The sequence below is a fragment of the Botryobacter ruber genome, from assembly GCF_003347595.2.
In the GTDB taxonomy this organism is placed as follows: domain Bacteria; phylum Bacteroidota; class Bacteroidia; order Cytophagales; family Hymenobacteraceae; genus Pontibacter; species Pontibacter ruber_A.
This window is the reverse complement of sequence record NZ_QCZK02000031.1, coordinates 48465-74698: the sequence shown is the minus strand read 5'-3', so window position 1 is coordinate 74698 and position 26234 is coordinate 48465. Positions and strand designations below refer to the sequence as shown.

Below are 26234 nucleotides of genomic sequence, written 5' to 3'. Positions count from 1 at the left end.
TAAGGATTAAAGTTGATTATTGCGTAAAGGGAGCGCCAGTGCCTTGTGCAGGTATTTGCTGGTCAGTACCCGGCGGAGTGCCCCGGTATGCTTGAGGTTGTGTGCATCGGAGCCTAAAAACTCCACCATGCCCCCGTCGATTAATTGCTCGGCCACATGCTTTGCGCCCTCCGAATAATACCCCGAAAGCGAGTTGAGGTTCACCTGGAACAGCACCCCCAGTTCCCGCAGCGACACCATCTCCTTAAGCTTTCCCTGAAAGTAGGTGTACCGCTCCGGGTGCGCCAGCACTGGCTTGTACCCCATCGAGCGCATCTGGAAGATCGCCTGCCGCAGGTTCAGGGGCTCGTTGAGGAACGAAGTCTCGAAGAGCAGGTAATTGTCGCCGAAGGTCAGCAGTTCTTGTTTTGCCTCCAGCTTATCCAGCAGCCCCTCATCCAGGTAATGCTCTGCAGCACAGCCCAGCTCCATTTCGATGCCGGCGTCTGTTACCGCCTGCTGCAACAGGGCCAGCCTTTCCCGGATACCTTCGGGGGTGTTTTTGTAAAAGTCGCTCATCACGTGCGGGGTCATAATGAGCTTACGGTAGCCCAGTTCCTGCATTTCCCGCACCAGCTCCAACGATTGCTCCACGTTTTCAGAACCATCGTCGAGGCCGGGCAGGATGTGCGAATGCATATCGACCCCAAGACTGGCTAACGAAGCTTCCGGAACAGACCCTCCAAACAGGCCTTTAAAAAACTTTATCATTTACAGAAAAATTACACCTCCCAAGCCAACCAGATGCGCTTGTACAAGTTGCAAAACAGAATTCAAAATAACACAAATTTAAGGCAGCATCAAAAGGCTGCAGGAGGCGATTCTGAAATGTAAAGCAAAAATAGCCTGCCATGCACTATTCCTGGTGGCACACAGCAGCAGGCAAGGCTGTGGTGGCAGCAGCAGTAAACCCGAAAAAGCCCTGAAAAAGTCTGCTGCTGCAGCCACCACAGCCTCTGCTCCTCCTTTTACCCGCTGCTTATTACAGGAGCACATTTTTCAGGTCAAAATCACGAACAGGCGCGGCACCTCTTCCGTTAGGCTAAGTAACAGGCAAGAGCAGATTTTACCAACAACGGGAAAGGCCGAAACAGGCAAGCAGCTGTGCCAACAACCGGCAGCTACCTGCCGTTAAATACGCGACTACATCTCTACACTTTAGAACCATGGAATTCACAACGACAGAAAACCAGCGGATGATCGCCGACATGATCCGTGACTTTGGAGCGAAGCACATCAAGCCCAGCATGCGTGCCTGGGACGAAAGCCAGGAATTTCCGGTGGAGGTATTTAAGGCGCTCGGGAAGCTGGGGCTGATGGGTGTGCTGGTACCGGTTCCCTACGGCGGCTCGGGCTTTGGCTACGTGGAGTATGTAACAGCCATTGCCGAACTCTCGAAAATTGACGGTTCCATCGGGCTGTCGATGGCGGCGCATAATTCGCTGTGTACCGGCCATATTCTACAGTTTGCCAGCGAAGCGCAGAAGCAACAGTACCTGCCCAAACTCGCCACCGGCGAGTGGATTGGCGCCTGGGGCCTGACTGAACCCAACACCGGCTCCGATGCCGGCAACATGCGCACGGTAGCCGTACAGGACGGCGATTACTGGGTGATCAACGGCGCAAAAAATTTTATCACGCATGGCAAGTCGGGCAACGTAGCGGTGGTCATTGTAAGAACCGGGGAAGTGGGCGATTCGCATGCCATGACCGCTTTTATCATCGAAAAAGGCACCGAAGGGTTCAGCGCCGGACGCAAAGAAGACAAGCTCGGCATGCGCGCCTCCGAAACCACCGAACTCATCTTCGAGGACTGCCGCGTGCACAAAGACCAGGTAATCGGGCAGGTAGGCGAAGGCTTTGTGCAGGCCATGAAAGTGCTGGACGGCGGCCGCATCTCTATCGCGGCCTTATCGCTGGGCATTGCCCAGGGTGCTTTTGAGGCGTCAGTGGCGTACGCACAGGAGCGGCAGCAGTTTAACAAGCCTATTGCCAGCTTCCAGGGCATCTCTTTTAAACTGGCCGACATGGCCACCGAAATAGAAGCCGCCTCCCTCCTCACCTACCAGGCTGCGGACATGAAAGACCGGGGCCTGGATGTAAACAAAGAATCGGCGATGGCCAAGCTCTATGCCTCCGAGGTGTCGGTGCGGGTGGCAAACGAGGCGGTGCAGATTTTCGGGGGCTACGGCTTCACCAAAGATTACCCGGCCGAAAAATATTACCGCGACGCCAAATTATGCACCATCGGCGAAGGCACCAGCGAAATCCAGAAACTCGTGATTTCCAGGGCCATCCTGAAGTAACTCCTGCACCACAACAGCGTAAACCCAATATACTGACGCTATTTTTTAGCGCCGGTGTACTTTCTTTTACACTTTAAGATAAATATTTTCTCAAAGTGTTGATTTTTAAGGAATCTGTTTCGTAAATTTGCAACCCAAATATCAGAAGAACCAAGTAATTATATGATCATTGTAAACGTAAAAGATAACGAGTCTGTAGACCGTGCATTAAAGAGATTTAAGAAGAAGTTTGAAAGAACAGGCGTTCTGAAGGAGTTAAGATCCAGAACTTTTTTTGAAAAACCATCTGTTTCTAAAAGAAAGCAGAAAGAGCGCGCTAAATATAAGCAGCAACTCTTTGCAAACGAGAACTACTAGTCGTCGTTTTTACATATAAAAATATTTTTCCATACATTAGTGTAGCTGATTAAGTTTTTATCGGCTATATTGATGTATGGATTTATTTTTTAAATATCTGCAGTACGAAAAGCGGTACAGCCCCCACACGCTTACCTCTTATCATACGGACCTGGGCCAGTTTGCCGAGTACCTGAAAGAGGTATACCAGCTAACCGATCCGGCAGAAGCAGACCACGCCATTATCCGTTCCTGGATTCTGTCGCTTGTACAAAAGCACCTGGAGGCGCGCTCTATCAACAGAAAGATAGCCTGCCTGCGCTCCTATTACAAATTTTTACTTGCGCAGCAACGCATTTCCGTAAACCCCATGCTGCGCATCAGGCCACCCAAGGCATCAAAAAAGCTGCCCGGCTTTGTGCTGGAAGAACCTTTTAACAACCTGCTCGACAGCTTTACTTTCGAAGATAATTTCGAAGGACACCGCGACAAGCTCATCCTGGAGTTTTTGTATGGTACCGGTATGCGCCTTTCGGAGCTTCTGGGCATCGAACATCCTGATATCGACTTACATGCCCGTACGGTACGTGTTCTGGGCAAAGGCAACAAAGAGCGCATCATTCCGATAAACGATTCATTGTATTTTTCGCTGGAAACGTATCTTGCTGCCAAGAAAACGTTAAATGCCGATAACAATTCACAAAAGCTGCTCGTTACTACTAAGGCACGTCCCCTATACCCGAAGTTCGTATACCGTGTCGTGAAGAAATATATCGGCATGATCACCACGTCAGAACACAGCAGTCCGCACGTGCTGCGGCATTCGTTTGCCACGCACCTGCTCAACAAAGGCGCTGACCTGAATGCGATAAAGGATTTACTCGGGCATGCAAGTCTTGCGGCAACGCAGGTGTATACACATAATTCGATAGACAAGCTTAAATCAATTTTTGAGAAAGCTCATCCAAAGGCATAAGTTAAACCTTTAATTAAAACGACTATGAAGCTACAGATGCATTCCATCCATTTCGATGCTGACCCTCAGCTTATTGAATTTGTAAGACAGAAAATAAACAAACTGGATACATTTTACGATCGCATTGTAGAAGGTGAAGTGTTCCTTAAACATAATAACAACGACGGCACTAACACAAAAACTGTAGAGATAAAACTGTTTGTACCCGGCGCTACTCTTTTTTCGCAGGAAGACGCCCCATCTTTTGAAGCAGCAGCCGATGCTGCCGTAGAAGCAATGCGCCGCCAGCTCAAGCGGTTTAAAGAAAAGCAGATGGCCCACTGACAGGTGCCTGTGCTGCATACAGGTTAATCCTAACCGATGAAAGCACACATAAACAAAAACGGCTTGCTGTTTCCAGCAAGCCGTTTTTGTTTAACTGTCTTGATGCCTGTTACAGACCAAAGACCTCCTTGATTTTATCCACGTGGTCGAGTTTCTCCCATGTAAACGTTTCGAATTCCTTCAGCTCTTTCTGGCCGTTTCGCACTATTTCCACTTGTTTTACGCCAGGTGTTCTGCCCATGTGCCCGTAAGCAGCTGTTTCGGAGAAGATAGGGTTCTGCAGGCCAAAACGCTTTACAATGGCATAAGGCCGCATATCAAACAGCTGGTGTACTTTCTCGGCAATTTCGCCGTCGCTCATAATATTGCCGCTGGCATCTTTGACTTTGGTAGAGCCATAGGTGGTTACATACATACCCACCGGTTCTGCCACACCAATAGCATAGGCCACCTGCACCAGCACCTGATCGGCTACTCCGGCTGCTACCATGTTTTTGGCAATATGACGGGCCGCGTAAGCTGCAGAACGGTCTACCTTAGAAGAGTCTTTACCGGAGAAAGCACCACCCCCGTGCGCGCCTTTGCCACCATAGGTATCGATGATGATCTTACGACCTGTCAGGCCGGTGTCGCCATGCGGGCCACCAATTACAAATTTCCCGGTTGGGTTGATGTGGTAAATAATATCGTTGCTGAATAGCCTGCGGGTGCGCTCCGGCAGTTTGGAAAGCACGCGGGGTATCAGCACATTCGTAATATCATCGGTAATCTGCTTCACCATTTTATCCTCGGCCTGCTGTCTTGCCTCCGGGCTGTCGGTTTCGGGCAGCACAAACTCATCGTGCTGGGTTGATATAACAATGGTCTCTACCTTTTCAGGCACGTGGGTGTCGCTGTAGCGGATGGTCACCTGCGATTTGGCATCCGGGCGCAGGTACGTCATTTCCTGTCCTTCTTTGCGGATGGTTGCCAGCTCCTGCAGCAACAGGTGCGAGATGCTGAGCGCCAGCGGCATGTAGTTGTCTGTTTCGTTTGTAGCATAGCCAAACATCATCCCCTGGTCGCCTGCTCCCTGTTCTTCCGGGTTCTTGCGCTCAACCCCCTGGTTAATGTCGCTGGATTGCTCGTGAATAGCCGAGATAATGCCACAGGCTTCCGCATCAAACTTATATTCCGACTTGGTATAGCCGATCCGTTTGATAACCTCCCGGGTCACCTTCTGTACATCAACATAGGACTCGCTTTTTACTTCGCCACTCAACACCACCAAACCAGTGGTAACAAGGGTTTCGCAAGCAACTTTAGACTGCGGATCCTGCTTTAGAAACTCATCGAGCAGCGCATCGGATATCTGATCCGCCACCTTGTCCGGGTGACCCTCCGAAACAGACTCAGAGGTAAATAAATATGGCATTGTATAGTCGGGTTAAAGTAAAACGTAAAAAGAGCTGCTAGCCTGTGAAACAGCAACTGCAAAGCTAAAACAATTATGCCACACTTAAAACATTTCTTCCCGGGCCCAGTGTACAGATATGCAGAAGCACAGGCATTTTACACGAAATAAAAGATTGTGAAACAGCCACCTGGAAATTTATCTGCACCTGAAAAGCAACTGCTGCTGCCATCCTGAAAAACGGCTGCTGGAAACCTTTCAAATACACCTCCGTTTCACAGCAATAAACAACTTTATTCTAATGAACCGATATATGAAAGCCAAGATACTTTTATTTTTCTTCCTGGGCATGGTGGCAAACGGCGCTTATGCACAGGACGACTCTCCCTATAAAACCAGCCTTCTAGTAGATGGGCCTGTTATTGCTGTGGGATCAGGATTAAGTTACCTGGGGTTAAAGCTAATGCAGGACAAAGATGGTATTTCGCAGGAGGAAGCGATGAACCTTCGGAAAGAGGATGTAAACGGCTTCGACCGCTTCGCGGCAGGCAACTTTGACCCGGATGCGAAAAAGATCAGCGACTACCCTTTTTATGGTTCCTTTGGATTACCGCTCTTACTGGTACTGAACGAAAATGTCCGCAGCAAGGCAGGTCAGATGATGGTGCTCTACATTGAGACGATGGCAGTAACAGGCGCACTTTTTACGATGACGAACGGCAATGTTAAGCGCCTGCGCCCGCTTGCCTATGGCGAAAACACGCCACTACACGAAAAAATACGTGGTAATGCCACAAACTCCTTTTATGCCGGCCACACGGCAGCTACTGCAAGCGCCACCTTTTTTGTGGCCAAAGTGTTTCATGATTTTAACCCCGACTCAGAGGCACGGCCTTACATTTGGGCAGCCGCTGCAGCCATACCAGCCGGTGTGGGTTACCTGAGGTTAAAAGCCGGAAAGCACTTTCTGAGCGACAACCTGCTGGGCTATGCAATAGGCGCCGGCGCCGGTATACTTGTGCCGCAGCTTCATAAAAAGAGCAACAAGTACAATATAAGCCTGGTACCTGTTTCGGCACCGGATTATAACGGCGCTTTACTTGTTTACAACTTCTAGCGCTGGTAGTGCCCTACAAATGCCTGCTCCTGTTCCGGGAGCAGCGCCTTCTGCCGAAAGAACATTTTTCAACACATATAAAAAGGGGCCGAAAGGCTGACCACTGCATTAAACAATACTGGTAAGTCTGAACAAAGGCTTGTTACTTAGTCCGCTATCGGGGCGAAAGTCTCCCTACAGATATCATTTTTATAAAGCTGCGCCTGATTACATAAAAAAAGTAATCAGGCGCAGCTTTTTTTTTAAAATTTTAAAAACTATTTTTAAAAAATGAACTTTAGGCTAACACATTAAGTATGCAAAACCCCAGAAGAGAAAAGCAGGCGCCCTTCCTCCGTAAATTTGTGTATTACTTTAGCATGCTTATGACATTAATATATGTGGGGTTAGGCATCTTTATTATTTTTGCCGATGAGGAACAAATGAACCTCGACATTCCGCAGAACATAAAATACTTGTTGGGTGGTATCCTTATTTTATACGGCGTAGTTAGATTTGTGAGAGCTTACAAACAAAAGTCAAAACAGAATGGCACAAATGAATAAAACAGGACGTTTTTTAGCTTTTGCCTTCAGCTTACTTGCTGTGGCAGGCTGCAGCAACCCCGATGCTCCTACAGACACCCCTACAACCGGAAATATCAAAATCAGTATTGACGAATCGTTTCAGCCCATACTGGAGAGCCAGATCAGCACCTTCGAAGGGATTTACAAATATGCCGACCTGGACCCGCTGTATAAAGCAGAAGGCGCAGTGTTCAACGACCTGCTCAGCGACAGTATAAAAGTTGCCGTCGTGTCCAGGGATCTGAATGCCCAGGAAAAAGAATATTTCGAAAAAAAGAAGATCATCCCGAGAGTTACCAAACTCGCCATCGATGCGGTAGCCCTGATTGTTAACCGCAACAACCCGGACACCTTGCTGACACTGGAGCAGGTTAAAGCTATTTTCAGCGGAGAAATTACCGACTGGAATAAAATCAGCAGCCAGAATACTATAAAGAACCTGACCATCGTTTTCGACAACAACAATTCAGGTACGGCACGCTTCGTTAAAGACTCGCTGCTGGCCGGGCAGCCACTCCCCAAAAACACCTATGCCAGCAACTCGCATCAGGCGCTGATCGATTATGTGTCGGAAAATGAAAATGCTATTGGCGTACTTGGCGTGAACTGGATCAGCGACCGCGACGATTCTACGGCTCAGGTGTTCCTGAACAAGATAAAAGTAGTAGGAATCAGCACAGATCCTGCACCTGCATCAAAAGATGATTATTATCAGCCGTACCAGGCTTATATTGCACAAGGAACTTATCCGTTACGCAGATACCTTTATATAATAAGCACAGAAGGGCGCACAGGACTTGGCACAGGGTTTGCATCGTTTATCGCTGGGGATCAGGGACAACGCATTTTCCTGAAGTCCGGATTGGTTCCGGCTACCATGCCGGTGCGTGTAGTAGGAATGAGAAATAACTAAGTAATTAACTTTATCCAAAACAATAATAAATTAAATTTAAATAAGATGACCAAAAACTGGAAGTATATCCTTCTGATGGCAATAGCGTTTCCTTCAGCAGCTGCTGTAGCTCAAAATGCAGACGCAGGCCGGACAGCAGTTGAACTGGAACGATATCAGGAAGCTAAATCAATTTATAAGTCACGGTTAAACGATAAAAATGCCGAGGACGCTTACTTTGCGCTTGGCGATATTTACCTGAGAACAGGAAAAACTGACTCTGCTGCTTATTATTTTAACCAGGCATTAGCAAAAGACTCTAAGTCAGCCATTAACATGGTTGGGTTGGGCAAACTGGAACTTGCGAAAGGCAACAAAGCTGCCGCCGAAAAACATTTTGAGCAGGCGCTGAAAAGAAGCAAATCCAAAGATCCTTATGTGTTAACCATGATTGCCGAAGCCTATGTGCAGTCTGACGAAAAAGACATGACCAAGGCGATTGAGTATGCACAAAAGGCCCTGGAGCGGGATAACTATAAAAACCCGATGGCGTTTGTAGTGCTCGGCGATGCTTACCAGAAACAAAAAGAGTATGGCAAAGCCATGACCAACTATGAGCAAGCCATTGGTGTAGACAGCAATTATGCCACTGCTCACTTTAAGCTGGGCCAGTTAAATACCAGCTCCCGCATCTACAATACAGCAGAAGAGGAATTTAAAAAGGTAATAGCCATTAATCCGAACTATGCCCCCGCCTACCACGACCTGGGTGAGCTTTATTTCTATATGGGTAAATACGACGAGGCTGTATCCACTTTTAAGAAGTATTTAGATCTGGCTGAAAAAACTCCGGAAACCCGGGCCAAATATGCTGCCTTCCTGTACAAGACCAAAGATTTTAAAGGTACACTGGCCGAAGCAGAGGAAGTGCTGAAGACAGATCCGAATAACCCTACCATGAACCGTTTACGCGCTTATGCCTACTTCGAGCTTAACCAGCCGGAACAAGCGCTCAAGGCCATGGAAACCTATTTTACCAAGGTGGACACAAGTAAGATCCTTGCCAAGGACTATGAGTATTATGGCAAAATCCTGAGCAAGAACAAGCAAAATGCCAAAGCCATCGAAAACATGGAGAAGGCGCTTGAAATGGATGGTAAATTAGTGGAACCAGCTACTGAAGCAGCTAAGAAAGACCTTGTTGCACGCTATGCAGACCTTGCAAACCTGTATGCAACCGAACAACAGTTCGACAAGGCGCTTGAAGTGTACGACAGAAAGCGTGCAAATGTAGAGGAGTCGCCGGAAGACTTTTACTACATTGGCCAGATAAATATGATGGCAGGTGATTATGCAAAAGCTGATTCAGCCTATGCCAATATTACCAAAGCCGGCCCTACTTATCCGTATGGTCACCTTTGGAGAGCTTATGCTAATGCCAGCCTCGATCCGGAAAGTGAGCAAGGACTTGCCAAGCCACACTTTGAAGAGTTTATCAAGCTGGCAGAATCTGACTCCGTGAAATTCAAGAACGAACTTGTGCAGGCTTACTCTTACCTGGCGTATTACTACCTGGTAAAAAATGAGAATGACAACTCGATTAAGTACTGGAAACAAGTGTTAGCGCTTGACCCGGAAAATGAGAACGCTAAAATTGCGTTAAAACAACTTGAAAAAACTCCTGCCAAGGGTAAAAAGAAATAGCCTTAAGCAGCCATAAAAAAGAGAAGGCCTGTTCGTTTGAGCAGGCCTTCTCTTTTTTATATACTTCGCTTTATTCTTTTAGCAGGAGCTAAGGCTATGGTGGCAGCAGCAGAGCACTTTATTCCACTTCTTTTACCACAATTCCTGGCAGCAGCGGCTGTGGTGGCAGGTGCAGCTAAGCCGGTGGTTCATACTAAGAAGCTTCTAGCTACCTATTCCGGATATTATGCAGGCAGCAACATTCTGCTGTAGCAGCCACCATAGCCACTGCTACTGTTCCTCTGTTACTATGGCAGAATCAAAAGCAGGTTCGAGTGTTGTTACTCATAATGCGCCCACTTTTCCAGCACGAGGCTAAAGTCTTCAGGCAACGCAGAATCAAACTGCATAAATTCTTTTGTTAACGGGTGCACAAAGCCTAGCGATTTCGCATGCAGCGCCTGACGCGGCATCAGTTTGAAGGCATTTTCCACGAATGCTTTGTAGGAGCCATTCGGGGTGCCGAATAGAATTTTGTCGCCTCCGTAGGTAGCATCTGAAAAGAGCGGGTGCCCCAGGTATTTCATGTGCGCCCGTATCTGGTGCGTACGCCCTGTCTCCAGGTTGCACTGAATCAACGACACGTAGGTAAAAGTTTTCAGGACTTTGTAGTGGGTTACGGCATGTTTGCCGTATTCGCCATTCGGATATACCGTCATCACCCTGCGATCCTTAGGGCTCCTGCCTACGTGTCCCACTATGGTTCCGGTGCTCTCTTTGGGTACTCCCCACACAAGCGCATAATAGGTTCGTTCTATGGTGTGGTCGTAAAACTGCTTGGCCAGGTAGGCCATGCTGTACTCGGTTTTAGCTATCACTAAAAGGCCGGAAGTATCTTTATCAATGCGATGCACCAGGCCTGGCCTGCCGGCACCATTCCGGGTAGTTGGCAAATTTTGCAGATGATACGTGAGGCCGTTTACCAGCGTACCCGTCCAGTTGTTGTATGCCGGATGCACCACCATGCCCGCCGGCTTGTTTACCAGCAGCAGTTCGTCATCTTCATATACAATGTTTAACGGGATATCTTCCGGAACAACATCCGTGTCGCGCGGGGGTTCAGGCAGCGTAATAGTTATTATATCGGAAGGCTTAACCTTGTAACTTACCTTTACAGGCTTCTGGTTTACCTGAATAGACTCTGTGCGAATAGCATTCTGAAGTTTGTTGCGTGTTACGTTTGGCAAACGGTCCATCAGGAATTTATCAACACGCAACAGGGCTTGTCTTTTATCAACTACAATCCGGTGGTGTTCATAAAGTTCGTCTGAGTCTTCGGCAGTCTCCAACTCATTAGGATCTATCACGGCTCTTTCTTCTATCATGTACTACAAAAAAAGAAAGCCGAAGTTTACACAACGGCTCTCATTACTCTATTCTATAAAAATTCTTACTTCTTCTTCGGAGTAGTTTTGGAAGGTGATATAGCAGGCTTAGGTGCTGGCTTGGCAGCTGCAGGTTGCTCTGCGGTAGCTTTAGATGGATCAACACCAAGCTTTTTCAGCACAAGCGGCGAAATATCGCCATCTTCCGGACCGGCAAGCAGCGCCTGGTTGCTGATTACGTAAGTATAACCATTCTCTTTGGCTACATCTTTGATAGCTTTGTCGATTCTGTCGATAACCGGATCTACCAGCGATTTTTCTCTCTGCTGCAAAGAAGCCTGTGCATTACGCTGCATCTCCTGGATAGAATTCTGAAGATCCATTAGTTCTTTTTCCTTGTCGGCACGCACTACTTTATCCATTGTAGCAGCACCTTTTTCATAAGCCTGCATTTTAGCTTCGTAATCTGCATACTTTTGCTTCAACTGGTTCTCGTACTGAGTACTGGTTGTTTTAAGTTCAGATTCTATTTGTCTGCTTTCCGGCATCTGCATCAGGATATACTCCACATTCGTGTAACCAATCTTTATTGGCTGGTCACCAGACTGTGCAAAAGATGCAAAGCTGATTAGCATGAATGCTGCAACTAATGTTTTGATTTTGTTCATCATTGGTTAATTGATTTATTTGTATTAAAGATTGTTGTTTTACTTCCTTTTTGGCGCAGGCTTAGCAGGCGACTGGTTTTCATTTGTACCTGTATTACCATCATCGCCAACCTGAGGCAACGAATCAGTAGGATCAACTACTGTGCCCGTTCTGTTTTTTGCTCCCCCCTGTCCTTCGCCTGCAAGGCCTAATTCTTCCAGCACATACTCCGTATAATCGTGCACGGGGTTCGTATAAATCATCACCAGGTCACCAGATTTATCAAACACGATTTGTAAGCCTTTGGCCTTGGCAACTTTTTCTACTGCTGTAAAAATTTCATCCTGTATCGGGCGAATCAGCTCCTGCCTGCGCTTGAACATTATCCCTTCGTAACCAAAAACTTTGCGCTGGTAATCCCGCACTTCTGCTTCTTTTTTGGCCAACTCGCTCTGGCGCTTCTGCTTCATTTCTTCCGTCAGCAGCACCTCTTCCGCTCTGTATTCCTGCTTCAGGGTTTCCACTTGCTTGTGCATGTCTTCAATTTCTTTCTGCCATGCTTCGGTATATTTATTCAACTCCTGCTCTGCCTTGCTGTAGGCAGGCATACTTTTCAGGATATAATTTGAATCGATATAGCCGAACTTCTGTGCCATCGAAACATGACACAGCAAGACGCTTATTACTAGTGCAAACAAAAATTTATTCATACAAATTCCTTTTTTAGCGAATTTGCTGCCCGATGATAAAGTGGAACATGCCCCGCTTATCATTCGGACGCCCTGGAATGGTATCTAATCGCCAGCCATAATCAAACCCTAACAACCCGAACTGCGCCATAAAAATACGGGCACCCAGGCCTGCCGAGCGGTACAATTTAAACGGGTTGTAATTTTCGAACGAGCCAAAGCTGTTACCTGCTTCCAGAAATGCCAGGCCATAAATGGTAGCGGCAGGGTTCGGAGATATCAGGTAACGTGGTTCGATCACAATTTTGTTGAAAGCAATTCCACCGGCAGATCGTAGCGTCGGGTTTGCATCATTCACCACCGATTCATCTTCGTAGCCACGCAAGCCTATATATTCTGTACCTACAAATATGTTGCCGCCAGCCAGACCGGAACCACCCAGTTTAAAACGTTCAAAAGGTCCGGGAGTAGCATCAGCACTATAGTTACCGATAAAGCCAAAGTGTGCTCTCGTGTTTAGTACCAAATTCCCTGCCAGATTTATAAAGTAAGAAGCATCGAACATCCACTTGTGGAATTCCACAAATTCGTAGTTATTTTTCTTCTCTGTGAAAAGCGAATAAGGCGGCGTCAGGTTTACATTAAGCGATAAGGAAGAACCTCTTCTCGGGAACAGGGGATTATCCACACTGTTACGGGCCAGCGTATTTATGAACGAGATGCTATGGGAATCGCCGTTACTGAAATCACTGAATAAAGCGTAATTGTTCAGCCTGTACCTGTTGTAAGACAGCGAGTGGTTCATCAGGAAGAAGTTGTCTGGCCAGTTTAACCTTCGGCCTAAGCCAACTGTTACACCATCTACATTCAGGCGGCTGTCCTGGTCACTTCCAGGTATTCTTCTTAGTGTTTTAAACAAGCTTACTGAGAAGGAGTTTGCTTTGCGTCCTCCCAACCAGGGCTCCGTGAAAGACAGCGAGTAAGACTGGTAATATTTTCCGTTTGCCTGCACATTGAGCGACAAACGCTGTCCGTCGCCACTCGGAATCGGCCTCCACTGCGATAAGTCGAAGAATTTTCGGGTAGAGAAGTTATTTAATGTAAGGCCTACAGTACCCACGGCACCAATGGCTCCACCCCAACCACCGGATAAGCTAATCTGGTCGTTGGCACGTTCCACTACACTATAGCGAATATCCACGGTACCGGCTTCCGGATTTGGCTCCGGAACCAACCCAATTTGTTCCTGGTCGAAGTAGCCCAAATTAGCCAACTCGTTTCTCGTCCGGATTAAATCGTCGCGGCTGTACTTCTGCCCCGGCAGCGTCCGAACCTCCCGCAAGATTACATGGTCGCTGGTCTTATCGTTTCCGGTGATAATAATCTTGTTAATGGTAGCCTGAGGGCCTTCCGTCACACGCATTTCCAGGTCGATCGAATCGCCCTCCACTTTGATTTCCACAGGCTCGATGTTGGAGAACAGGTAGCCGTCGTTCTGGTAAAGCGCCGAAACATCTATACCCGTTGTCGGATTATAGGTTAAGCGTTTTTCCAGTTCTTCGCGGTTATAAACATCTCCTTTAGATAGGCCAAGCACTTTCGATAAATAGGCATCTTCGTAAAGGTAATTACCGGTCCAGGTAATGTTCCTGAAGTAATAGCGGTCGCCTTCATCAACCGTTATGCGTATTCCCAACCTGTCCTCTTCTGTTTTGTAAACAGAATCAGAAACAATGACAGCATCCCGGTAGCCCTCCCTGTTATAGAAGTCGATCAGTAGTTGCTTATCATTTTCGTAGTCAGAGCGAACAAATTTGGAAGAGGTGAAAATTTTGAGCGGCTTTTTCTCTTTGGTCTTTTTCAGCTGACGGCGGAGCTTCTTGTCTTCAAAAGCTTCGTTGCCTTCAAAAGTTATTTCAGAGATCTTAACTTTATCGCCTTTGTCTACATGTATATTTAATACCACACTGTTAGGCAGCACAGAGTCCGGCCGCTGTGTAATATTTACTTTTGCGTTCAGGTAGCTTTTCTCATTAAAGTGCTTCCGGATAGCATTGCGCGTGCTGTTAAGCACTGCATCTGTTACAACCTTACCCCGGGCTAACGAAATCTTTTTTTCCAGCGCATCGCGCTGGCTTTTGTTAATGCCTGTAAAATTGAACCTGGAGAGGCGTGGCCGGTCCTTGATACTAATGTTCAGGAAGATTTTATTTCCTTCGATACGGGAGGCAAATACTTCGATATCACCCGCAACACCCATCTCCCAAAGCTTCTGGATAGCCCTGCTTATCTCATCACCCGGAACAGTTATTTTATCGCCGACCTTCAGGCCTGAAACTGAAATAAGCGCTGTGGGATCTAAATAATTAGTACCACTTACCGTGATACCTCCAATCTCATATTGTTGTGGCAGCGAATAATCAATTTTATTATTCTGCTGAAGCGTATTGGGTATTTGAGCCGAAGCAGTGCCTGCAATTAACAGCAATACAAGCACCCAGACATATTTCGTCATTAATAATATTTTTACTTAATTAATTGTTCACTTGTCTTACCGAAGCGGCGTTCTCTTTGCTGGAAAGAAATTATTGCCTCGTACAGATGCTCTTTCCTGAAATCCGGCCAAAGCAGATCGGTTATATAAAACTCGGTATAAGCTAACTGCCACAACAGGAAATTACTGATACGCTGTTCGCCGCTTGTTCTTACCAACAGTTCCGGGTCAGGCATTCCTGCTGTTGAAAGGTACTGCTCAAACGATTTTTCTGTCACATCCGACGCAGCTACAACACCTTTTGCAACGTCCATTGCCAGCCTTTGAGCGGCCTGGGTAATATCCCAGCGGCCACTGTAACTCAAAGCCAGCACAAGCGTCATGCGTGTATTATCCTTTGTAATCTCGATGGCTTCGCGTAGTTCTTTCTGGCAGGATGCCGGAAGACTGTTGGTATCGCCGATAGTCTGAAGCCGTATGTTATTTTTGTTCAGCGTGGCTGTTTCTTTCCGGATGGTTGAAACGAGCAGTTGCATCAGCGCCGACACTTCCAGGGCAGGTCTGGACCAGTTTTCAGTAGAAAAAGCATAAAGTGTCAGGTACTCCACGCCCAACTCAGCTGCAGCTTCAACGGTCTCTCTGACAGCAGTTATAGCACTTTGATGACCAAAAATGCGTAAGCCACCTTTTTGCTTGGCCCACCGCCCATTGCCGTCCATAATAACGGCAATGTGCCTGGGCAAATTGCCTGCATCAACTTTTTCCCTTAAATTCATTCATTCAATTTTCCTTGCAAGTTACAAAAAGCAAGTCAATTATATGAATTTTATACTGCTAATCTAAAAGACCAGGCTTCAGCCTGTAAACCGGAGGACAGTTAATTTTGTAGAAAGTATAGGAGAGACTAATACCGTTGTAGTAGTACCAATCTTTATCGAAGGGATTTGAGATTCTTTTGTCCTGCCCGCGCAGGTTATCAATTCTGTCATTAAGCAATTTTCTGGCTCCAAACTCTACCCCCAGGTTCCAATGTTTGCTTAAGCCATATTTTATTCCTACCCCTATCGGGATGGCAAATGTCAGCGTTGTCCGATAGGGCTCTTCTAAACTATTTTTCAGAGCAGCATTATCAAACCGTGTTTGTACATTATAGAAAGTACCTGCAAGCCCTAAAAAGAAGTACGGAGAAAACCTGACTGCCTGCGCAGGATCGTAATAATCCAGGAAATTATATTCCACAACCCCCGAAAGTTCCAGCAGGCTGAGCCGCATTTCTGCCTGGCGGTAGTTTGGCAGCGGCAAATTGTAGGAGTGGTCGCCTATTGTATTGTCATTCACGATACGGTGGCTACCAAACATGCCTGCACGCAAGGTGATAGGCGCCGTAAAATCCCTGCGGTAAAATACCGTAAGCGCAGGCTGATTGTTCAGGAACCTGTATTCAGGAGCAAGTTCACCTGTGTAATTGGCCCCGCCAATACCAAAGCCTAACTCGCTGGTTGTAACCGCGCCTTGCGCAAATAAGTTGCTGCAAAAAAAAGCACTCTTTATTTGTAGCATAAAACAAATAAAGAGTGCCTGCTTAAAATTCTTAGAGGTCATGTAAAAAAGCTAGAGTTTAGATGAACAACGCAAAGTTGCTCATTCTATTATCTAAATTTAGGTCTTCTCGGAGCATTATTAAGGATATAGCTCAATGTCAGGCCTGTAGTAATATACCAGTCGTCATCGGTTCTGTGGCCACGGGTCTGGTTTTCTGGAGTACCGTATCCAGGAATGCTATAGTAAGGAGCGCCATTCGGAGTAACTCTGTACTCGTTAACAAATGGTCCTTCACCACTCCTGTCGGATAACAAAGCAGCAGCTGTTGGATTTGCGCCACCACCAGTTCTTATCGCATCCTTATTTACATAAGCGGTACTAACATCATCCAGGTAATCCGTGAACGTTTTTCTCCAGCCAACTTCCAGGCTCAGGTCCCAGAAACGGCCAAGCTTGTATCTTACACCCAGACCAAATGGAATAGCAATCTGCACTCTTTTATAAGGATCCGGAGCTCCGTCTGCATTGGTATATTGTCCTTCTGTACCCAATGGCTGCAGCGCATACCATCCTGTTGGAATATCAAATTCATCAGCAATACCACCAACAGCTCTACCATGGTCTCCATTTTCGTAGTACGCCTTTGGGTTATGATGCAACAGCGCCACACCTGCAAATGCATAAGGAACAAAATCCGGGCGAAGACGTGGCGAACGTCTGTTTTCAAAAAGATCAACTATAGCAACTGCACTTAGCTCTTTTACATCGTTCCGGAAAGACAGATTACGTCTGTAACGGCCAAAGTTCTCTGCCTCGTTCTGAGAAGCACTCTTGGCATCATCGCCGGCTATACGAGCCCACATGAAACCTACTCGCCCTGAAACTCTTGGATGTAAGCGGCGGGTAAAGTTGATGCCAACACTTGGACGGGTTGCATTACTTGCCAGGCTGGTAAAATCCGGCTGTGGTGTAATGTCGCCAAAATAGTTTGAGGCATTTACACTAACACCAACGGAATTATACTTCTGTCTCCTGGTAAAACGTTGCGCTTCTGCATCCAGCACCCCTATTAGAAGAATGAGCACAAACAAAGAGATAAGGGTAGTTATGTTTTTCATACAAGTAAATAATATAACAATCAAAAGCTACTTCTGTATTAAAGCCCTATTTAGTTAGATTTTAAAGCAAAACAAAAATAAGCACAAAAAATTTAGAAAGGAAATAATATTCCAAATATAAAATATAAAATCATTTCGCAAAGGTATTTCTTTTATCAAGCCCCCAGTTCAGCTTGTTCCGAAGCGTAGATAAAAAGTTCACATGATGCAACTTAACCAGGTGAGCAGCAAAACTTTCTCTACGAACGGCCAGCTGCACATTCATATCTACCGCCACCGATCTTGAGTCAAGAGAGGCAAGAAAACTGGTACTACGCCCTTCTACTTCAAAAGAAATTATACTTTTATCGGACACAATCATTGGCCTCACGTTGAGGTTATGAGGGCATACGGGAGAGATAATGAAATTGTTTGTCTGCGGAAGCACCAAGGGCCCGCCACAACTCAGGGAATACCCGGTAGAGCCTGTAGGCGTTGCTACAACCAAACCATCTGCCCAATAGGAATTTAAATATTCTCCGTCGATATACGTGTGTACCACAATCATGGAGGATGAATCGCGTTTCAGTACGCTGAATTCATTCAAGCCAAAATTCACCCCGCCAAAAATATCCAGCTCAGAATCGACCCGGATCAGTGCCCGGCTGTCCAGGGTATAACGTCCCTTAAAAAGAGCATCGAGCGCCGTGCTGATGCTATCGTGCGGGATGGTTGCCAGGAACCCGAGCCGCCCGGTGTTGATTCCAAGTACAGGTATTTCCTGAGCCCCTACATACGTCACCGTATCCAGCAAGGTTCCGTCGCCACCTATACTCAGCACCACATCAATGCCGGTAAGTTTATCGCTGCGGCTGAAGGACTGCACACCTGTCGGGAGATTGATCGTATTACTCAGGTATTGCTTAAAATACTCTACCACAAACAGTTCGGATGAGCGGTGCATGAGCTCATCAAACAGCAGCTGAATAAATGGTGCTGTATCGCTTGTAAAAGGTTTCCCAAGTATAGCTATTCTCATATACAAATCAAATATTAAAATGGAAATCCGGTACTGAAATAAAACCCTCTGTCGCCATGCCGGTTAACCGTATACTCCAGCCGCAATACCATGTCGTAGAAAGAAACCAGGTGCAACCCCACTCCTCCTCCTGCTAAAAGCGTATTGGTAAACGAGTTAGTATCCTCATAAACATGATCGCGCACATAACCTGCATCGGCAAATACGTTGAAGTACATAGCAATCGGAATTTTATTAAACTTCGCACTTTTGATAGGCTTTAGCCGGATGCCTGAAATTTTAAACAATTCCCTGGTCAGCCCCTGCTTCAGAAGCCCGTAATACTGCCCGCCTGCCACATAAAGCTCGTAGCCGCGGACAAGCGACCTGTAGCCCAAGGCAACATTATCTGCAAATGCATGCTGCTCAGAAAACCTGACCTGCCCTTCTGCCCCTATCGCATAATAAAATTTATTCCCCAGGCTTTGGTAGTTTACATATTTGGAACGCAGTATGGTAAAGGGCTTTCCTGTATCGCTTACAAAAAAAGCTTGCCCCAGCACTGCATCAAAATAGCTGCCTGACAGGGGATAAGCAAAGTTATTACGTAAGTTAACTGCTTTAAAAAGCTCAAACCGAAGCGAGTGCCGCTCCCGCAGGTTATTTCTGAAATAATCCGGGTTCAGGAAAAACGCTGAATCAGATATTTCCTCCTCCTGGTAGGCAAACCTGAATCCTTCCTGGCGCTCTACACTCTGCCTGTGTATGATACCTGCAGCTATGCCTTGTCTTTTAATAGGGAACCCCTCTTCCTGCAGAAAAAAGCGCTGCGTATTTTCTATTGTGTTGTAGTTGATGGTGTGGCTTTTGTAACTGGCAACGCTAAACTCCATCCCCAGTTTGTATTTCCTGCTGATATAGGGCACTTTATAAGACAACTCCAGCCGACGGTTAAAGCCATGCTGCAGCCGTAGCCGCACCTCTTCGTTCCGTCCCCTGAAATTCTTCCTGACCAGCGTCACGCCATAATCCAAACGCCTCAGGTCTTTTTTCTCCAGCCACGCACTCAGGTTTCGGTCGGCAAAATCGAATATCAGGTTGGGATAAATATAAAACCGCTCCTGCAGGGTAAAAAGCACGGCTATCTTATTATCGCTGCAGTTGTAGCTGACATTTACTTCCAGGAACAGGCGCAGGTTCAGCAGCCGTTTCCGGTTTTCTTCCAGTCGTTGCTCCAGGTTTTCGCGGGCCAGGGTGTCGCCGGCTCTGAAATCAAGCTCATACAGCAGGACACTCTCTTTGGTGGTTTCGTTGCCGGAAAAATTGATGGAGGAAACAACCAGGGAATCGGCATCGCAGGGGGCTGCCTGCACAGCACCAGAGACTATGGTGAGAACAGCAGAAAAAAAGGCGGTTAAAAAAAAGTAACGCTGGAAAATTACCGGCATAAGCACTAAATATCCAGGTACTTAAACAACATATCCAACCGTTCTTTGCCCATATCAAAGCTGGAGCTGTCATGAAACTGGGCGGTAATACGATACTCAAACCGTTCTAATGTGGCAATAATGCGGGTAAGATCGGTGGCATTAAGTTTCAGAGTCAGCTTTATTTTATAGGGGTCCAGCTCGTCGGGCGAAACATAAGCACTGAGAATTTTTACGTTTTCTTCCTCTATCAGGCGGCTGACCTGGCTAAGGGAGTAGTCCCGCTCGGGCATAGACAGCACCAGTATACTGCCCTGCCCCTGCAGCGCCGACATCTGGCCAAAAGCAGCCAGTGTATCGTTGATCGTGATAATGCCAATAAATTCGTGCACCTCGTCGAGCACGGGCACCACCTGTATTTTATTTTTGATGGCCGCCTCCATTACATCATAGAAGTGCTGGTAGTGCATCACAAACACATCCTGAAACTCCAGTTTAACGTTCTCCAGCGTAAGCCCCCTGTCTTCTAATTCGATCAGGTTGGTTTCGGTGGCTAAGCCTATGTATTTACGGTTCTTGGACACGGCAAGCTCGTTCACACGAAATTCATCCATCCATCGTAAGGCTTTGTCTACGGTATCGTACACCTTCAATGGCGGAATCATTTGGTTTATGAGCTCTTCTGCAATCATGTGGCTTTTGCTGCTGCTTTTGTTTTAACTAAAAACTTCTCTAAGATACTGTTAAACTTCTCCGGATGTTCCATCATCGGCGCATGTCCGCACTTATCAATAAAAAACAGCTCCGAGTTCCTGATCAGCCTGTTAAATTCATGCGCTACAAGGGGCGGTGTAATCGTATCGTTCAGTCCCCATATTAACAAAGTTGGCACCTGTATGTTTGTAACATCTTTTGCCAGGTTGTGGCGCTGTGCCGACTTAGCAATTGAAATGATGCGCAGGCATTTAGAATTGCTGTTGGTAATGTTAAACACTTCGTCTACCAGCTCTTTGGTAGCAGTCTGGGCTTCATAAAACGTATACTCTACCCGCTCTTTTACATAGCCGTAGTTGCCCCGCTTCGGGAACGACCCTCCCATGGAATCTTCAAACAGACCGGAGCTACCAGTGAGCACCAGGCGTTTCACCTTATCGGGGTTGTTGAGGGTAAATACCAGTCCGACATGCCCGCCCAACGAATTACCAAGCAAAGTCAGATCGGCTAATTTTTTAAAGTTAACAAAATCTTCCACAAAAGAAACAAGTCCGGGCACACCCGCTTTGTGCAATGCCATTTCATAGATGGGCATCAGGGGGATAACCACGCGATAGTCTTTGGAGAAATAATTTACAACGCCCTGCCAGTTACTTAAAGCACCGAACAATCCGTGTAAAAGCAGCAAAACCTCGCCTTCTCCTTCGTCTATGTACTTAAACTCGCCTTCTTGTCTGACCTGTAAATTCATGTGGTGTGAGAAACAAATTAGAGAAACGTATTTTTTAGAATACAGATTTAGTTATGCAATATTAGCAATAGTAAGCCAATTACAAAGCATACGTAAACCATAAGTGGTAAGTGCAGCTTCCGGGTGGAATTGTAGCGCATACAGGGGCAAGTCTTTGTGCCGGAATGCCATCAGCTCTCCTTCGCTTGTATGGGCCAGCGGAATAATGGCAGGAGGCGTGTGCTGCAACACCAGCGAATGATACCGCACCACGTTCATTTTTTCCGGCAACCCGCTGAAAACAGGATCAGGCAGGCAGGTAATTTCTGACACTTTCCCGTGCATGGGCCGCAGCCCTTTTTCCAGCTTTGCCCCGAAAAAAGCGCCCAAGGCCTGGTGCCCCAGGCAAATACCCAACATCGGCACCTGCTCGTGGTACTCCTGTATTACCTCCATCAGGCAACCCGCCTGCTGCGGCGCCCCCGGCCCCGGCGACAGCACAATAGCTTTTACCGGCAGTTTCTTCAGCTCCTCCAGCTGCACATCGTTCCGGACCACATGCGGCTCTACCCCTGCCTGCGCAAAATAATCCACCAGGTTGTAGGTAAACGAATCGAAATTATCGAGCAGGAGAAGCATTTTTAATGTGCTAATTTTCTAATGTGCTAATGTGCTGATTGGTTAATGTGTTAATGTGTTAATATGACAATGTGCTAATGTGCTATTGGGGAATAGTTACATGGCTGGAGGGGTAATGTGAAATCACACGCATCATGCCATCACTACCATGGTCAGAGGAGCAGAGGCTGTGGTGGCTGGTGCAGCAAACTAATTTGCTAACGAACCACCTTTCCTGTTCCACAAGACGGCCTGCCTCAGTTTCACCATTAGCACATCAGCACATTATAGCATTAGCACATTAAAAATGCGCCTTCAGGGTAGATAGCAGCGCTTTGGCAAAAGGCAGCACGTACCCCAAGGTACCTAAGGCATAGGGCGTGGTTTTCAGGATAACCGGGTAAATAAAGGAATCGCCTGCTTTATCCGGAGAGATAGCAACACCTGCCATACCGGAAACATAGAGCAGCAGGCTAAGTGCGAAGCACCATTTGAGTGCTCCGAGTACACCGCCCAGGAAATTATCGAAAAAACCGAATGGCGTGAAATCCAGTACCGTTTTCAGGAACTTGCCGGCCAGGTGGATGCCGATGATGATACCGATAAAGACAATCAGGAAAGTAACGTAAGGCAGCAATCCACCGGCATCGCCAATGTACTCCCGCATCACCGGCAGAGCCGTGTTCAGCAGCTTCAGCCCGGCTAACAATGCCACTACAAAAGCCACCAGCGATACCAGTTCCAGCAGCAAGCCTTTCCGGAAACCTTTATATGCACCATACAGAATGGGCAGCGCTAAAAAAATATCGAATGTGCTCAAGATAGTAAAAATTAAGGCAGAAACAGCTCCTGATGCCATTCCTGCCTCCAAAGATAAGATAAATTTTATGCGCAGTCAATCCGGTAAGGGTTGAATGCCAGCGGCCCTAGAAATCGGTGTTATTCAGCAAAGCGCCGACAGCATTCGAAATAGCCCGACCATCGGCCTGCCCTGCCAGTTCCCTGGAAGCCACGCCCATTACCTTGCCTAAGTCGGAAGGACCGGTGGCGCCCACACGCTTGATAATTTCCAGTAAGCGCACCCGCAGATCGCCTTCATCCAGCTGCGCCGGCAGGTACTGCTCTATTATGGCCAGTTCTTCCAGCTCCACCTGCTCCAGATCGGGGCGCTGCTGTTTGGCATAAATATCGGCCGATTCGCGGCGTTGCTTGGCGGCTTTGGTGAGAAGCTTGATTTCGGCCTCTTCCGAAAGACCTTCTGCTCCTCCTTTTTCAGTTTCTGCTAATAATATCTGCGACTTAATCGCTCTTAGTGCCTGCAAACGTGGCTTATCCTTCGCCAACATAGCCTGTTTTATGTCGGCTTCTACTCTTTCTTTTAAAGTCATAGCTTTATCGATGGTTGTTTTTTTAACTCTGATTTGCTGTAGCTTAGCCAGCTGTGCTACTTATACGTTAATATAGCGAATAGCATAGATTTAATACTTTTATAATTTTACATTAATTTAGTCAACCCGTATTAACAGTAAGTATTAAACCGGCAACTTGGCCACAACACGTACTTTTATGACCAAACTGAGTGTAAATATAAACAAAATTGCCACGCTTCGTAACGCCCGTGGTGGCGACCGGCCAAATGTTGTGCAGGCTGCCAAAGATTGCGAGCGGTTTGGGGCACAGGGCATCACGGTTCACCCGCGTCCCGACGAGCGCCACATCCGCTACCGCGATGTATACGACCTGAAGGAAGTGGTGACAACGGAATTCAACATCGAAGGCAACCCGACACCCGACTTTCTGAAGCTGGTAAAGGATGTAAAACCGGCACAGGCCACGCTCGTACCCGACGCACCCGATGCCATCACCTCCAACGCCGGCTGGGATACATTGAAACACAAAGACTTCCTGACCGACGTGATCCTGGAGCTGCAAGAACTCGGCATCCGGACCTCCATCTTCCTGGACCCGGTTGAGAAGCAGGTTGAAGGTGCTGCTCTTGTAGGCACCGACCGCATTGAGCTTTACACCGAGGCCTACGCCACCGGCTACCACCACAACCGCGAAGCAGCCATTGCGCCTTATGTAAAAGCGGCCCTAAAGGCACAGGAATACGGCCTCGGCCTGAATGCCGGTCACGACCTGGACCTCGACAACCTGAAGTATTTAAAAGATAACCTGCCGGGGCTGGAGGAAGTAAGTATCGGTCATGCCCTTATCTGCGATGCCCTGTATTTTGGGCTTGAAAACACCATTCAGCTTTACCTGCGCCAGCTGAAATAGCTGGTTTGGGCCCTGAATTGTTTGCTGCAGCTGCCACCACACCCTCTGCTGCTCAACGCGGGTTACTATTTTCACGATACAATCAAATTCTGACAACTGTTACGCTGAACGCATGAAATTAAACTATAAAGAAATGGGCCACGGCAAACCGCTGCTGATACTGCACGGTCTGTTCGGCACCCTCGATAACTGGCAAACGCTGGCCAAACGCCTGGCCGAAAACTTCAACATCTTCCTGGTAGACCTGCGCAACCACGGCCGCTCTCCGCATGCCGACGAGCACGATTACGATGTAATGGCTGATGACGTGCTGGAGCTGATAGAGGACCTGCAAATTCCTACGCCCGCCATTATGGGGCATTCTATGGGAGGAAAAGTAGCCATGAAATTCGCGCTCAAGTACCCGACCCGCCTCACCAAACTGATTGTGGTAGACATTGCCCCCAAAGCCTACCCCCCGCACCACGACGAGATCCTGGACGCCCTGCAGTCTGTAAATTTAGAGACAGCGACCAGCCGGAAAGAGATTGAGGATCAGCTGGCACAGAAAATTGAAGACCAGGAAGTGCGCCTGTTCCTGCTGAAGAACGTGTACCGCAAAGAAAACAACACTTATGGCTGGCGCATGAACCTGGACGCGCTCCAGAAAAATTACGATAACATCAGTGCTGCCATCACGGCTGATGTACCTTTTAAAAAAGACACCTTGTTCATCAAAGGCGGCAGGTCCAGGTACATTTTGCCCGAAGACCTCTACACCAGCATCGAACACCTCTTCACGCAGGTTGAAATAGAAACCATACCAGGCGCAGGCCATTGGGTACACGCCGAAGCCCCCGACCAGATGTACGACCTGGTTACCCGCTTCCTGTCGGTTTAGGTCCTGGTAGGGGTACCCTTTACGGGTACCCAATCATTGAAAAAAACTTTCTGATTCCCAATAATCTGCAATCCGCCCCAAAGAAAATTTGCTTGACGGGATTTGGAATCCCGTTTTAACAGAGCCGTCGGATGTGCAATCTGAACCAAAGAAAAGCTGTCGCCACCATCACACCAGTAGCGGCAGCTTTTCCTTTTTTTCTGCCTTGGCTATACTTCTTACCTTTGCACCATGAACAAAACCGGCACACTTTTCTTAATCCCGACCATACTCGCAGAAGGCACCGCCGACCAGGTGATTTCGCCGCAGGTAAAGGACACGGTGCGGCATCTGAATTATTTTATTGTGGAAAACCTGCGCACCGCCCGCCGTTATGTGAAAAGCATTTGCCCGGAACTGGTAATTGAGCAGCTTACCTTTGTGCAGGTAGATAAGGATGCCACGCCAGCCCAGGTACAAGCTTCACTCAAGCCGGTGCTGGAAGGCAAAGATGCCGGCATTATTTCAGAAGCAGGTTGCCCCGGCATAGCAGACCCGGGTGCCGAGGTGGTGAAGTTTGCACATCAGAAGGGAATAAAGGTAGTACCGTTTGCCGGTCCGTCGGCCATTCTGCTCAGCCTGATGGGGAGTGGCTTCAACGGGCAGCGCTTTGCCTTTCATGGGTATTTGCCCATCGAGAAAGGTCCGCGCCTGCAGGCGCTCCGCCAACTGGAAAAGGAAATGCAGCAGCGCGACCAGACCCAGATTTTCATGGAAACGCCTTACCGCAACAACAAGCTCCTCGAAGACCTGGTGCAAACCCTCAGCGGCAGCACCCGCCTCTGCATCGCCGCCAACATCACCTCCCCCACCCACGAACTCATCCAGACCAAAACCATCTCCGACTGGAAAAGAAAACTCCCCGACCTGCACAAGCAGCCGGCGGTGTTTTTGATTTACAAGTAAAATTAGTTCTGCAGCAGCCACCACAGCCTCTGCTGTTTGTCAAAACCGTTGATAGTAGGATAAAAAGATGAGTATGCTGGTTGTTGGTTAAATTGTGGAATAGTTACCTGAATCAGGATTACCCTCCACCAGTTC

General features: G+C 47.5%; 27 protein-coding genes. 11 read left to right on the top strand and 16 right to left on the bottom strand.

Features of this window, described 5'->3' with window-relative positions; translation table 11 throughout:
• Positions 1 to 6: 6 nt before the first annotated feature.
• On the bottom strand, positions 7 to 750 hold the full coding sequence (locus tag DCW36_RS09130; protein WP_114782232.1) for a tyrosine-protein phosphatase: 744 nt from the start codon (positions 748 to 750) through the stop codon (positions 7 to 9).
• A gap of 455 nt (positions 751 to 1205) precedes the next feature.
• Between DCW36_RS09130 and DCW36_RS09125 the strand changes: the two genes are divergently transcribed.
• From DCW36_RS09125 to hpf, 4 genes are all read left to right on the top strand, one after another.
• Positions 1206 to 2345 (top strand): acyl-CoA dehydrogenase family protein, encoded by a 1140-nt coding sequence (locus tag DCW36_RS09125; protein WP_114782231.1) that lies wholly within the window; start codon positions 1206 to 1208, stop codon positions 2343 to 2345.
• Positions 2346 to 2507: 162 nt separating this feature from the next.
• The gene (rpsU, locus tag DCW36_RS09120; protein ID WP_114782230.1) at positions 2508 to 2702 is read left to right on the top strand and encodes a 30S ribosomal protein S21; all 195 of its coding nucleotides are present in this window, start codon (positions 2508 to 2510) and stop codon (positions 2700 to 2702) included.
• A 76-nt stretch (positions 2703 to 2778) separates the two neighbouring features.
• Entirely contained in the window at positions 2779 to 3657 is an 879-nt protein-coding gene (locus DCW36_RS09115) for a tyrosine-type recombinase/integrase (RefSeq protein ID WP_114782229.1), read from the top strand.
• Between the two features lie 24 nt (positions 3658 to 3681).
• Positions 3682 to 3981 carry a ribosome hibernation-promoting factor, HPF/YfiA family gene (gene hpf, locus DCW36_RS09110; RefSeq protein WP_114782228.1) on the top strand — a complete coding sequence of 100 codons (300 nt, stop codon included), beginning with the start codon at positions 3682 to 3684 and terminating at the stop codon, positions 3979 to 3981.
• Between the two features lie 109 nt (positions 3982 to 4090).
• Here the strand turns inward: hpf and metK are convergent, their stop codons facing one another.
• Positions 4091 to 5395 carry a methionine adenosyltransferase gene (gene metK / locus DCW36_RS09105; RefSeq protein ID WP_114782227.1) on the bottom strand — a complete coding sequence of 435 codons (1305 nt, stop codon included), beginning with the start codon at positions 5393 to 5395 and terminating at the stop codon, positions 4091 to 4093.
• Positions 5396 to 5687: 292 nt separating this feature from the next.
• Here metK and DCW36_RS09100 point away from each other — a divergent pair, with 292 nt between their 5' ends.
• The 4 genes from DCW36_RS09100 (at position 5688) to DCW36_RS22550 (ending at position 9905) form a co-directional block, all read left to right on the top strand.
• Positions 5688 to 6491 (top strand): phosphatase PAP2 family protein, encoded by an 804-nt coding sequence (locus DCW36_RS09100; RefSeq protein WP_114782226.1) that lies wholly within the window; start codon positions 5688 to 5690, stop codon positions 6489 to 6491.
• Positions 6492 to 7019: 528 nt separating this feature from the next.
• Positions 7020 to 7970, top strand: a complete 951-nt coding sequence (locus DCW36_RS09090) for a PstS family phosphate ABC transporter substrate-binding protein (protein WP_240676108.1) — start codon at positions 7020 to 7022, stop codon at positions 7968 to 7970.
• Positions 7971 to 8015: 45 nt separating this feature from the next.
• Entirely contained in the window at positions 8016 to 9653 is a 1638-nt protein-coding gene (locus DCW36_RS09085; RefSeq protein ID WP_114782223.1) for a tetratricopeptide repeat protein, read from the top strand.
• A gap of 96 nt (positions 9654 to 9749) precedes the next feature.
• A complete protein-coding gene (locus DCW36_RS22550) occupies positions 9750 to 9905 on the top strand; it encodes a hypothetical protein (RefSeq protein WP_164891082.1) in 156 nt (51 codons plus the stop codon).
• 68 nt (positions 9906 to 9973) lie between these two features.
• Here the strand turns inward: DCW36_RS22550 and DCW36_RS09080 are convergent, their stop codons facing one another.
• The 14 genes from DCW36_RS09080 to DCW36_RS09015 form a co-directional block, all read right to left on the bottom strand.
• Positions 9974 to 11017: an RluA family pseudouridine synthase gene (locus tag DCW36_RS09080; protein ID WP_114782222.1), complete on the bottom strand. Its 1044-nt coding sequence runs from the start codon at positions 11015 to 11017 to the stop codon at positions 9974 to 9976.
• A gap of 65 nt (positions 11018 to 11082) precedes the next feature.
• Positions 11083 to 11688, bottom strand: coding sequence for an OmpH family outer membrane protein (locus DCW36_RS09075; RefSeq protein ID WP_114782221.1), 606 nt, complete (start codon positions 11686 to 11688; stop codon positions 11083 to 11085).
• A gap of 36 nt (positions 11689 to 11724) precedes the next feature.
• Positions 11725 to 12375 (bottom strand): OmpH family outer membrane protein, encoded by a 651-nt coding sequence (locus DCW36_RS09070; protein WP_114782220.1) that lies wholly within the window; start codon positions 12373 to 12375, stop codon positions 11725 to 11727.
• Positions 12376 to 12388: 13 nt separating this feature from the next.
• Positions 12389 to 14869, bottom strand: coding sequence for an outer membrane protein assembly factor BamA (bamA, locus tag DCW36_RS09065; protein WP_114782219.1), 2481 nt, complete (start codon positions 14867 to 14869; stop codon positions 12389 to 12391).
• A gap of 11 nt (positions 14870 to 14880) precedes the next feature.
• Positions 14881 to 15624 (bottom strand): isoprenyl transferase, encoded by a 744-nt coding sequence (locus DCW36_RS09060; protein WP_114782218.1) that lies wholly within the window; start codon positions 15622 to 15624, stop codon positions 14881 to 14883.
• A gap of 58 nt (positions 15625 to 15682) precedes the next feature.
• Complete coding sequence (porG, locus tag DCW36_RS09055; protein WP_240676107.1) at positions 15683 to 16408, bottom strand: type IX secretion system protein PorG; 726 nt, start codon at positions 16406 to 16408, stop codon at positions 15683 to 15685.
• Between the two features lie 89 nt (positions 16409 to 16497).
• Complete coding sequence (locus DCW36_RS09050) at positions 16498 to 17508, bottom strand: DUF6089 family protein (RefSeq protein ID WP_114782216.1); 1011 nt, start codon at positions 17506 to 17508, stop codon at positions 16498 to 16500.
• A 130-nt stretch (positions 17509 to 17638) separates the two neighbouring features.
• Complete coding sequence (locus DCW36_RS09045) at positions 17639 to 18526, bottom strand: NAD kinase (protein ID WP_114782215.1); 888 nt, start codon at positions 18524 to 18526, stop codon at positions 17639 to 17641.
• Positions 18527 to 18540: 14 nt separating this feature from the next.
• A complete protein-coding gene (locus DCW36_RS09040) occupies positions 18541 to 19953 on the bottom strand; it encodes a POTRA domain-containing protein (protein ID WP_114782265.1) in 1413 nt (470 codons plus the stop codon).
• Between the two features lie 5 nt (positions 19954 to 19958).
• Positions 19959 to 20597, bottom strand: a complete 639-nt coding sequence (locus tag DCW36_RS09035) for a CBS domain-containing protein (RefSeq protein ID WP_240676106.1) — start codon at positions 20595 to 20597, stop codon at positions 19959 to 19961.
• A 23-nt stretch (positions 20598 to 20620) separates the two neighbouring features.
• Positions 20621 to 21397, bottom strand: coding sequence for an alpha/beta fold hydrolase (locus DCW36_RS09030; RefSeq protein WP_114782213.1), 777 nt, complete (start codon positions 21395 to 21397; stop codon positions 20621 to 20623).
• Positions 21398 to 21448: 51 nt separating this feature from the next.
• A complete protein-coding gene (locus tag DCW36_RS09025; RefSeq protein WP_114782212.1) occupies positions 21449 to 22015 on the bottom strand; it encodes an anthranilate synthase component II in 567 nt (188 codons plus the stop codon).
• Positions 22016 to 22295: 280 nt separating this feature from the next.
• Positions 22296 to 22814 (bottom strand): CvpA family protein, encoded by a 519-nt coding sequence (locus DCW36_RS09020; protein WP_114782211.1) that lies wholly within the window; start codon positions 22812 to 22814, stop codon positions 22296 to 22298.
• A 106-nt stretch (positions 22815 to 22920) separates the two neighbouring features.
• Positions 22921 to 23382 (bottom strand): GatB/YqeY domain-containing protein, encoded by a 462-nt coding sequence (locus DCW36_RS09015; protein WP_114782210.1) that lies wholly within the window; start codon positions 23380 to 23382, stop codon positions 22921 to 22923.
• Positions 23383 to 23560: 178 nt separating this feature from the next.
• Here DCW36_RS09015 and DCW36_RS09010 point away from each other — a divergent pair, with 178 nt between their 5' ends.
• The 3 genes from DCW36_RS09010 (at position 23561) to DCW36_RS09000 (ending at position 26099) form a co-directional block, all read left to right on the top strand.
• Positions 23561 to 24274, top strand: a complete 714-nt coding sequence (locus tag DCW36_RS09010) for a pyridoxine 5'-phosphate synthase (RefSeq protein WP_114782209.1) — start codon at positions 23561 to 23563, stop codon at positions 24272 to 24274.
• A 112-nt stretch (positions 24275 to 24386) separates the two neighbouring features.
• Positions 24387 to 25154, top strand: a complete 768-nt coding sequence (locus DCW36_RS09005; RefSeq protein ID WP_114782208.1) for an alpha/beta fold hydrolase — start codon at positions 24387 to 24389, stop codon at positions 25152 to 25154.
• A gap of 231 nt (positions 25155 to 25385) precedes the next feature.
• Positions 25386 to 26099, top strand: coding sequence for an SAM-dependent methyltransferase (locus tag DCW36_RS09000; protein ID WP_114782207.1), 714 nt, complete (start codon positions 25386 to 25388; stop codon positions 26097 to 26099).
• Positions 26100 to 26234: the final 135 nt, after the last annotated feature.

Coding starts and splice junctions, on each gene's coding strand:
- DCW36_RS09075 (WP_114782221.1), bottom strand. CDS start 11,688: ATGATGAACAAAATCAAAACATTAGTTGCAGCATTCATGCTAATCAGC.
- hpf (WP_114782228.1), top strand. CDS start 3,682: ATGAAGCTACAGATGCATTCCATCCATTTCGATGCTGACCCTCAGCTT.
- porG (WP_240676107.1), bottom strand. CDS start 16,408: ATGCTACAAATAAAGAGTGCTTTTTTTTGCAGCAACTTATTTGCGCAA.
- DCW36_RS09050 (WP_114782216.1), bottom strand. CDS start 17,508: ATGAAAAACATAACTACCCTTATCTCTTTGTTTGTGCTCATTCTTCTA.
- DCW36_RS09100 (WP_114782226.1), top strand. CDS start 5,688: ATGAAAGCCAAGATACTTTTATTTTTCTTCCTGGGCATGGTGGCAAAC.
- DCW36_RS09125 (WP_114782231.1), top strand. CDS start 1,206: ATGGAATTCACAACGACAGAAAACCAGCGGATGATCGCCGACATGATC.
- DCW36_RS09015 (WP_114782210.1), bottom strand. CDS start 23,382: ATGACTTTAAAAGAAAGAGTAGAAGCCGACATAAAACAGGCTATGTTG.
- DCW36_RS09000 (WP_114782207.1), top strand. CDS start 25,386: ATGAACAAAACCGGCACACTTTTCTTAATCCCGACCATACTCGCAGAA.
- bamA (WP_114782219.1), bottom strand. CDS start 14,869: ATGACGAAATATGTCTGGGTGCTTGTATTGCTGTTAATTGCAGGCACT.
- DCW36_RS09010 (WP_114782209.1), top strand. CDS start 23,561: ATGACCAAACTGAGTGTAAATATAAACAAAATTGCCACGCTTCGTAAC.
- DCW36_RS09130 (WP_114782232.1), bottom strand. CDS start 750: ATGATAAAGTTTTTTAAAGGCCTGTTTGGAGGGTCTGTTCCGGAAGCT.
- DCW36_RS09070 (WP_114782220.1), bottom strand. CDS start 12,375: ATGAATAAATTTTTGTTTGCACTAGTAATAAGCGTCTTGCTGTGTCAT.
- DCW36_RS09080 (WP_114782222.1), bottom strand. CDS start 11,017: ATGATAGAAGAAAGAGCCGTGATAGATCCTAATGAGTTGGAGACTGCC.
- metK (WP_114782227.1), bottom strand. CDS start 5,395: ATGCCATATTTATTTACCTCTGAGTCTGTTTCGGAGGGTCACCCGGAC.
- DCW36_RS09040 (WP_114782265.1), bottom strand. CDS start 19,953: ATGCCGGTAATTTTCCAGCGTTACTTTTTTTTAACCGCCTTTTTTTCT.
- DCW36_RS09005 (WP_114782208.1), top strand. CDS start 24,387: ATGAAATTAAACTATAAAGAAATGGGCCACGGCAAACCGCTGCTGATA.
- DCW36_RS09085 (WP_114782223.1), top strand. CDS start 8,016: ATGACCAAAAACTGGAAGTATATCCTTCTGATGGCAATAGCGTTTCCT.
- DCW36_RS09045 (WP_114782215.1), bottom strand. CDS start 18,526: ATGAGAATAGCTATACTTGGGAAACCTTTTACAAGCGATACAGCACCA.
- DCW36_RS09090 (WP_240676108.1), top strand. CDS start 7,020: ATGGCACAAATGAATAAAACAGGACGTTTTTTAGCTTTTGCCTTCAGC.
- DCW36_RS09025 (WP_114782212.1), bottom strand. CDS start 22,015: ATGCTTCTCCTGCTCGATAATTTCGATTCGTTTACCTACAACCTGGTG.
- DCW36_RS09030 (WP_114782213.1), bottom strand. CDS start 21,397: ATGAATTTACAGGTCAGACAAGAAGGCGAGTTTAAGTACATAGACGAA.
- DCW36_RS22550 (WP_164891082.1), top strand. CDS start 9,750: ATGGTGGCAGCAGCAGAGCACTTTATTCCACTTCTTTTACCACAATTC.
- DCW36_RS09035 (WP_240676106.1), bottom strand. CDS start 20,597: ATGATTCCGCCATTGAAGGTGTACGATACCGTAGACAAAGCCTTACGA.
- DCW36_RS09115 (WP_114782229.1), top strand. CDS start 2,779: ATGGATTTATTTTTTAAATATCTGCAGTACGAAAAGCGGTACAGCCCC.
- rpsU (WP_114782230.1), top strand. CDS start 2,508: ATGATCATTGTAAACGTAAAAGATAACGAGTCTGTAGACCGTGCATTA.
- DCW36_RS09060 (WP_114782218.1), bottom strand. CDS start 15,624: ATGAATTTAAGGGAAAAAGTTGATGCAGGCAATTTGCCCAGGCACATT.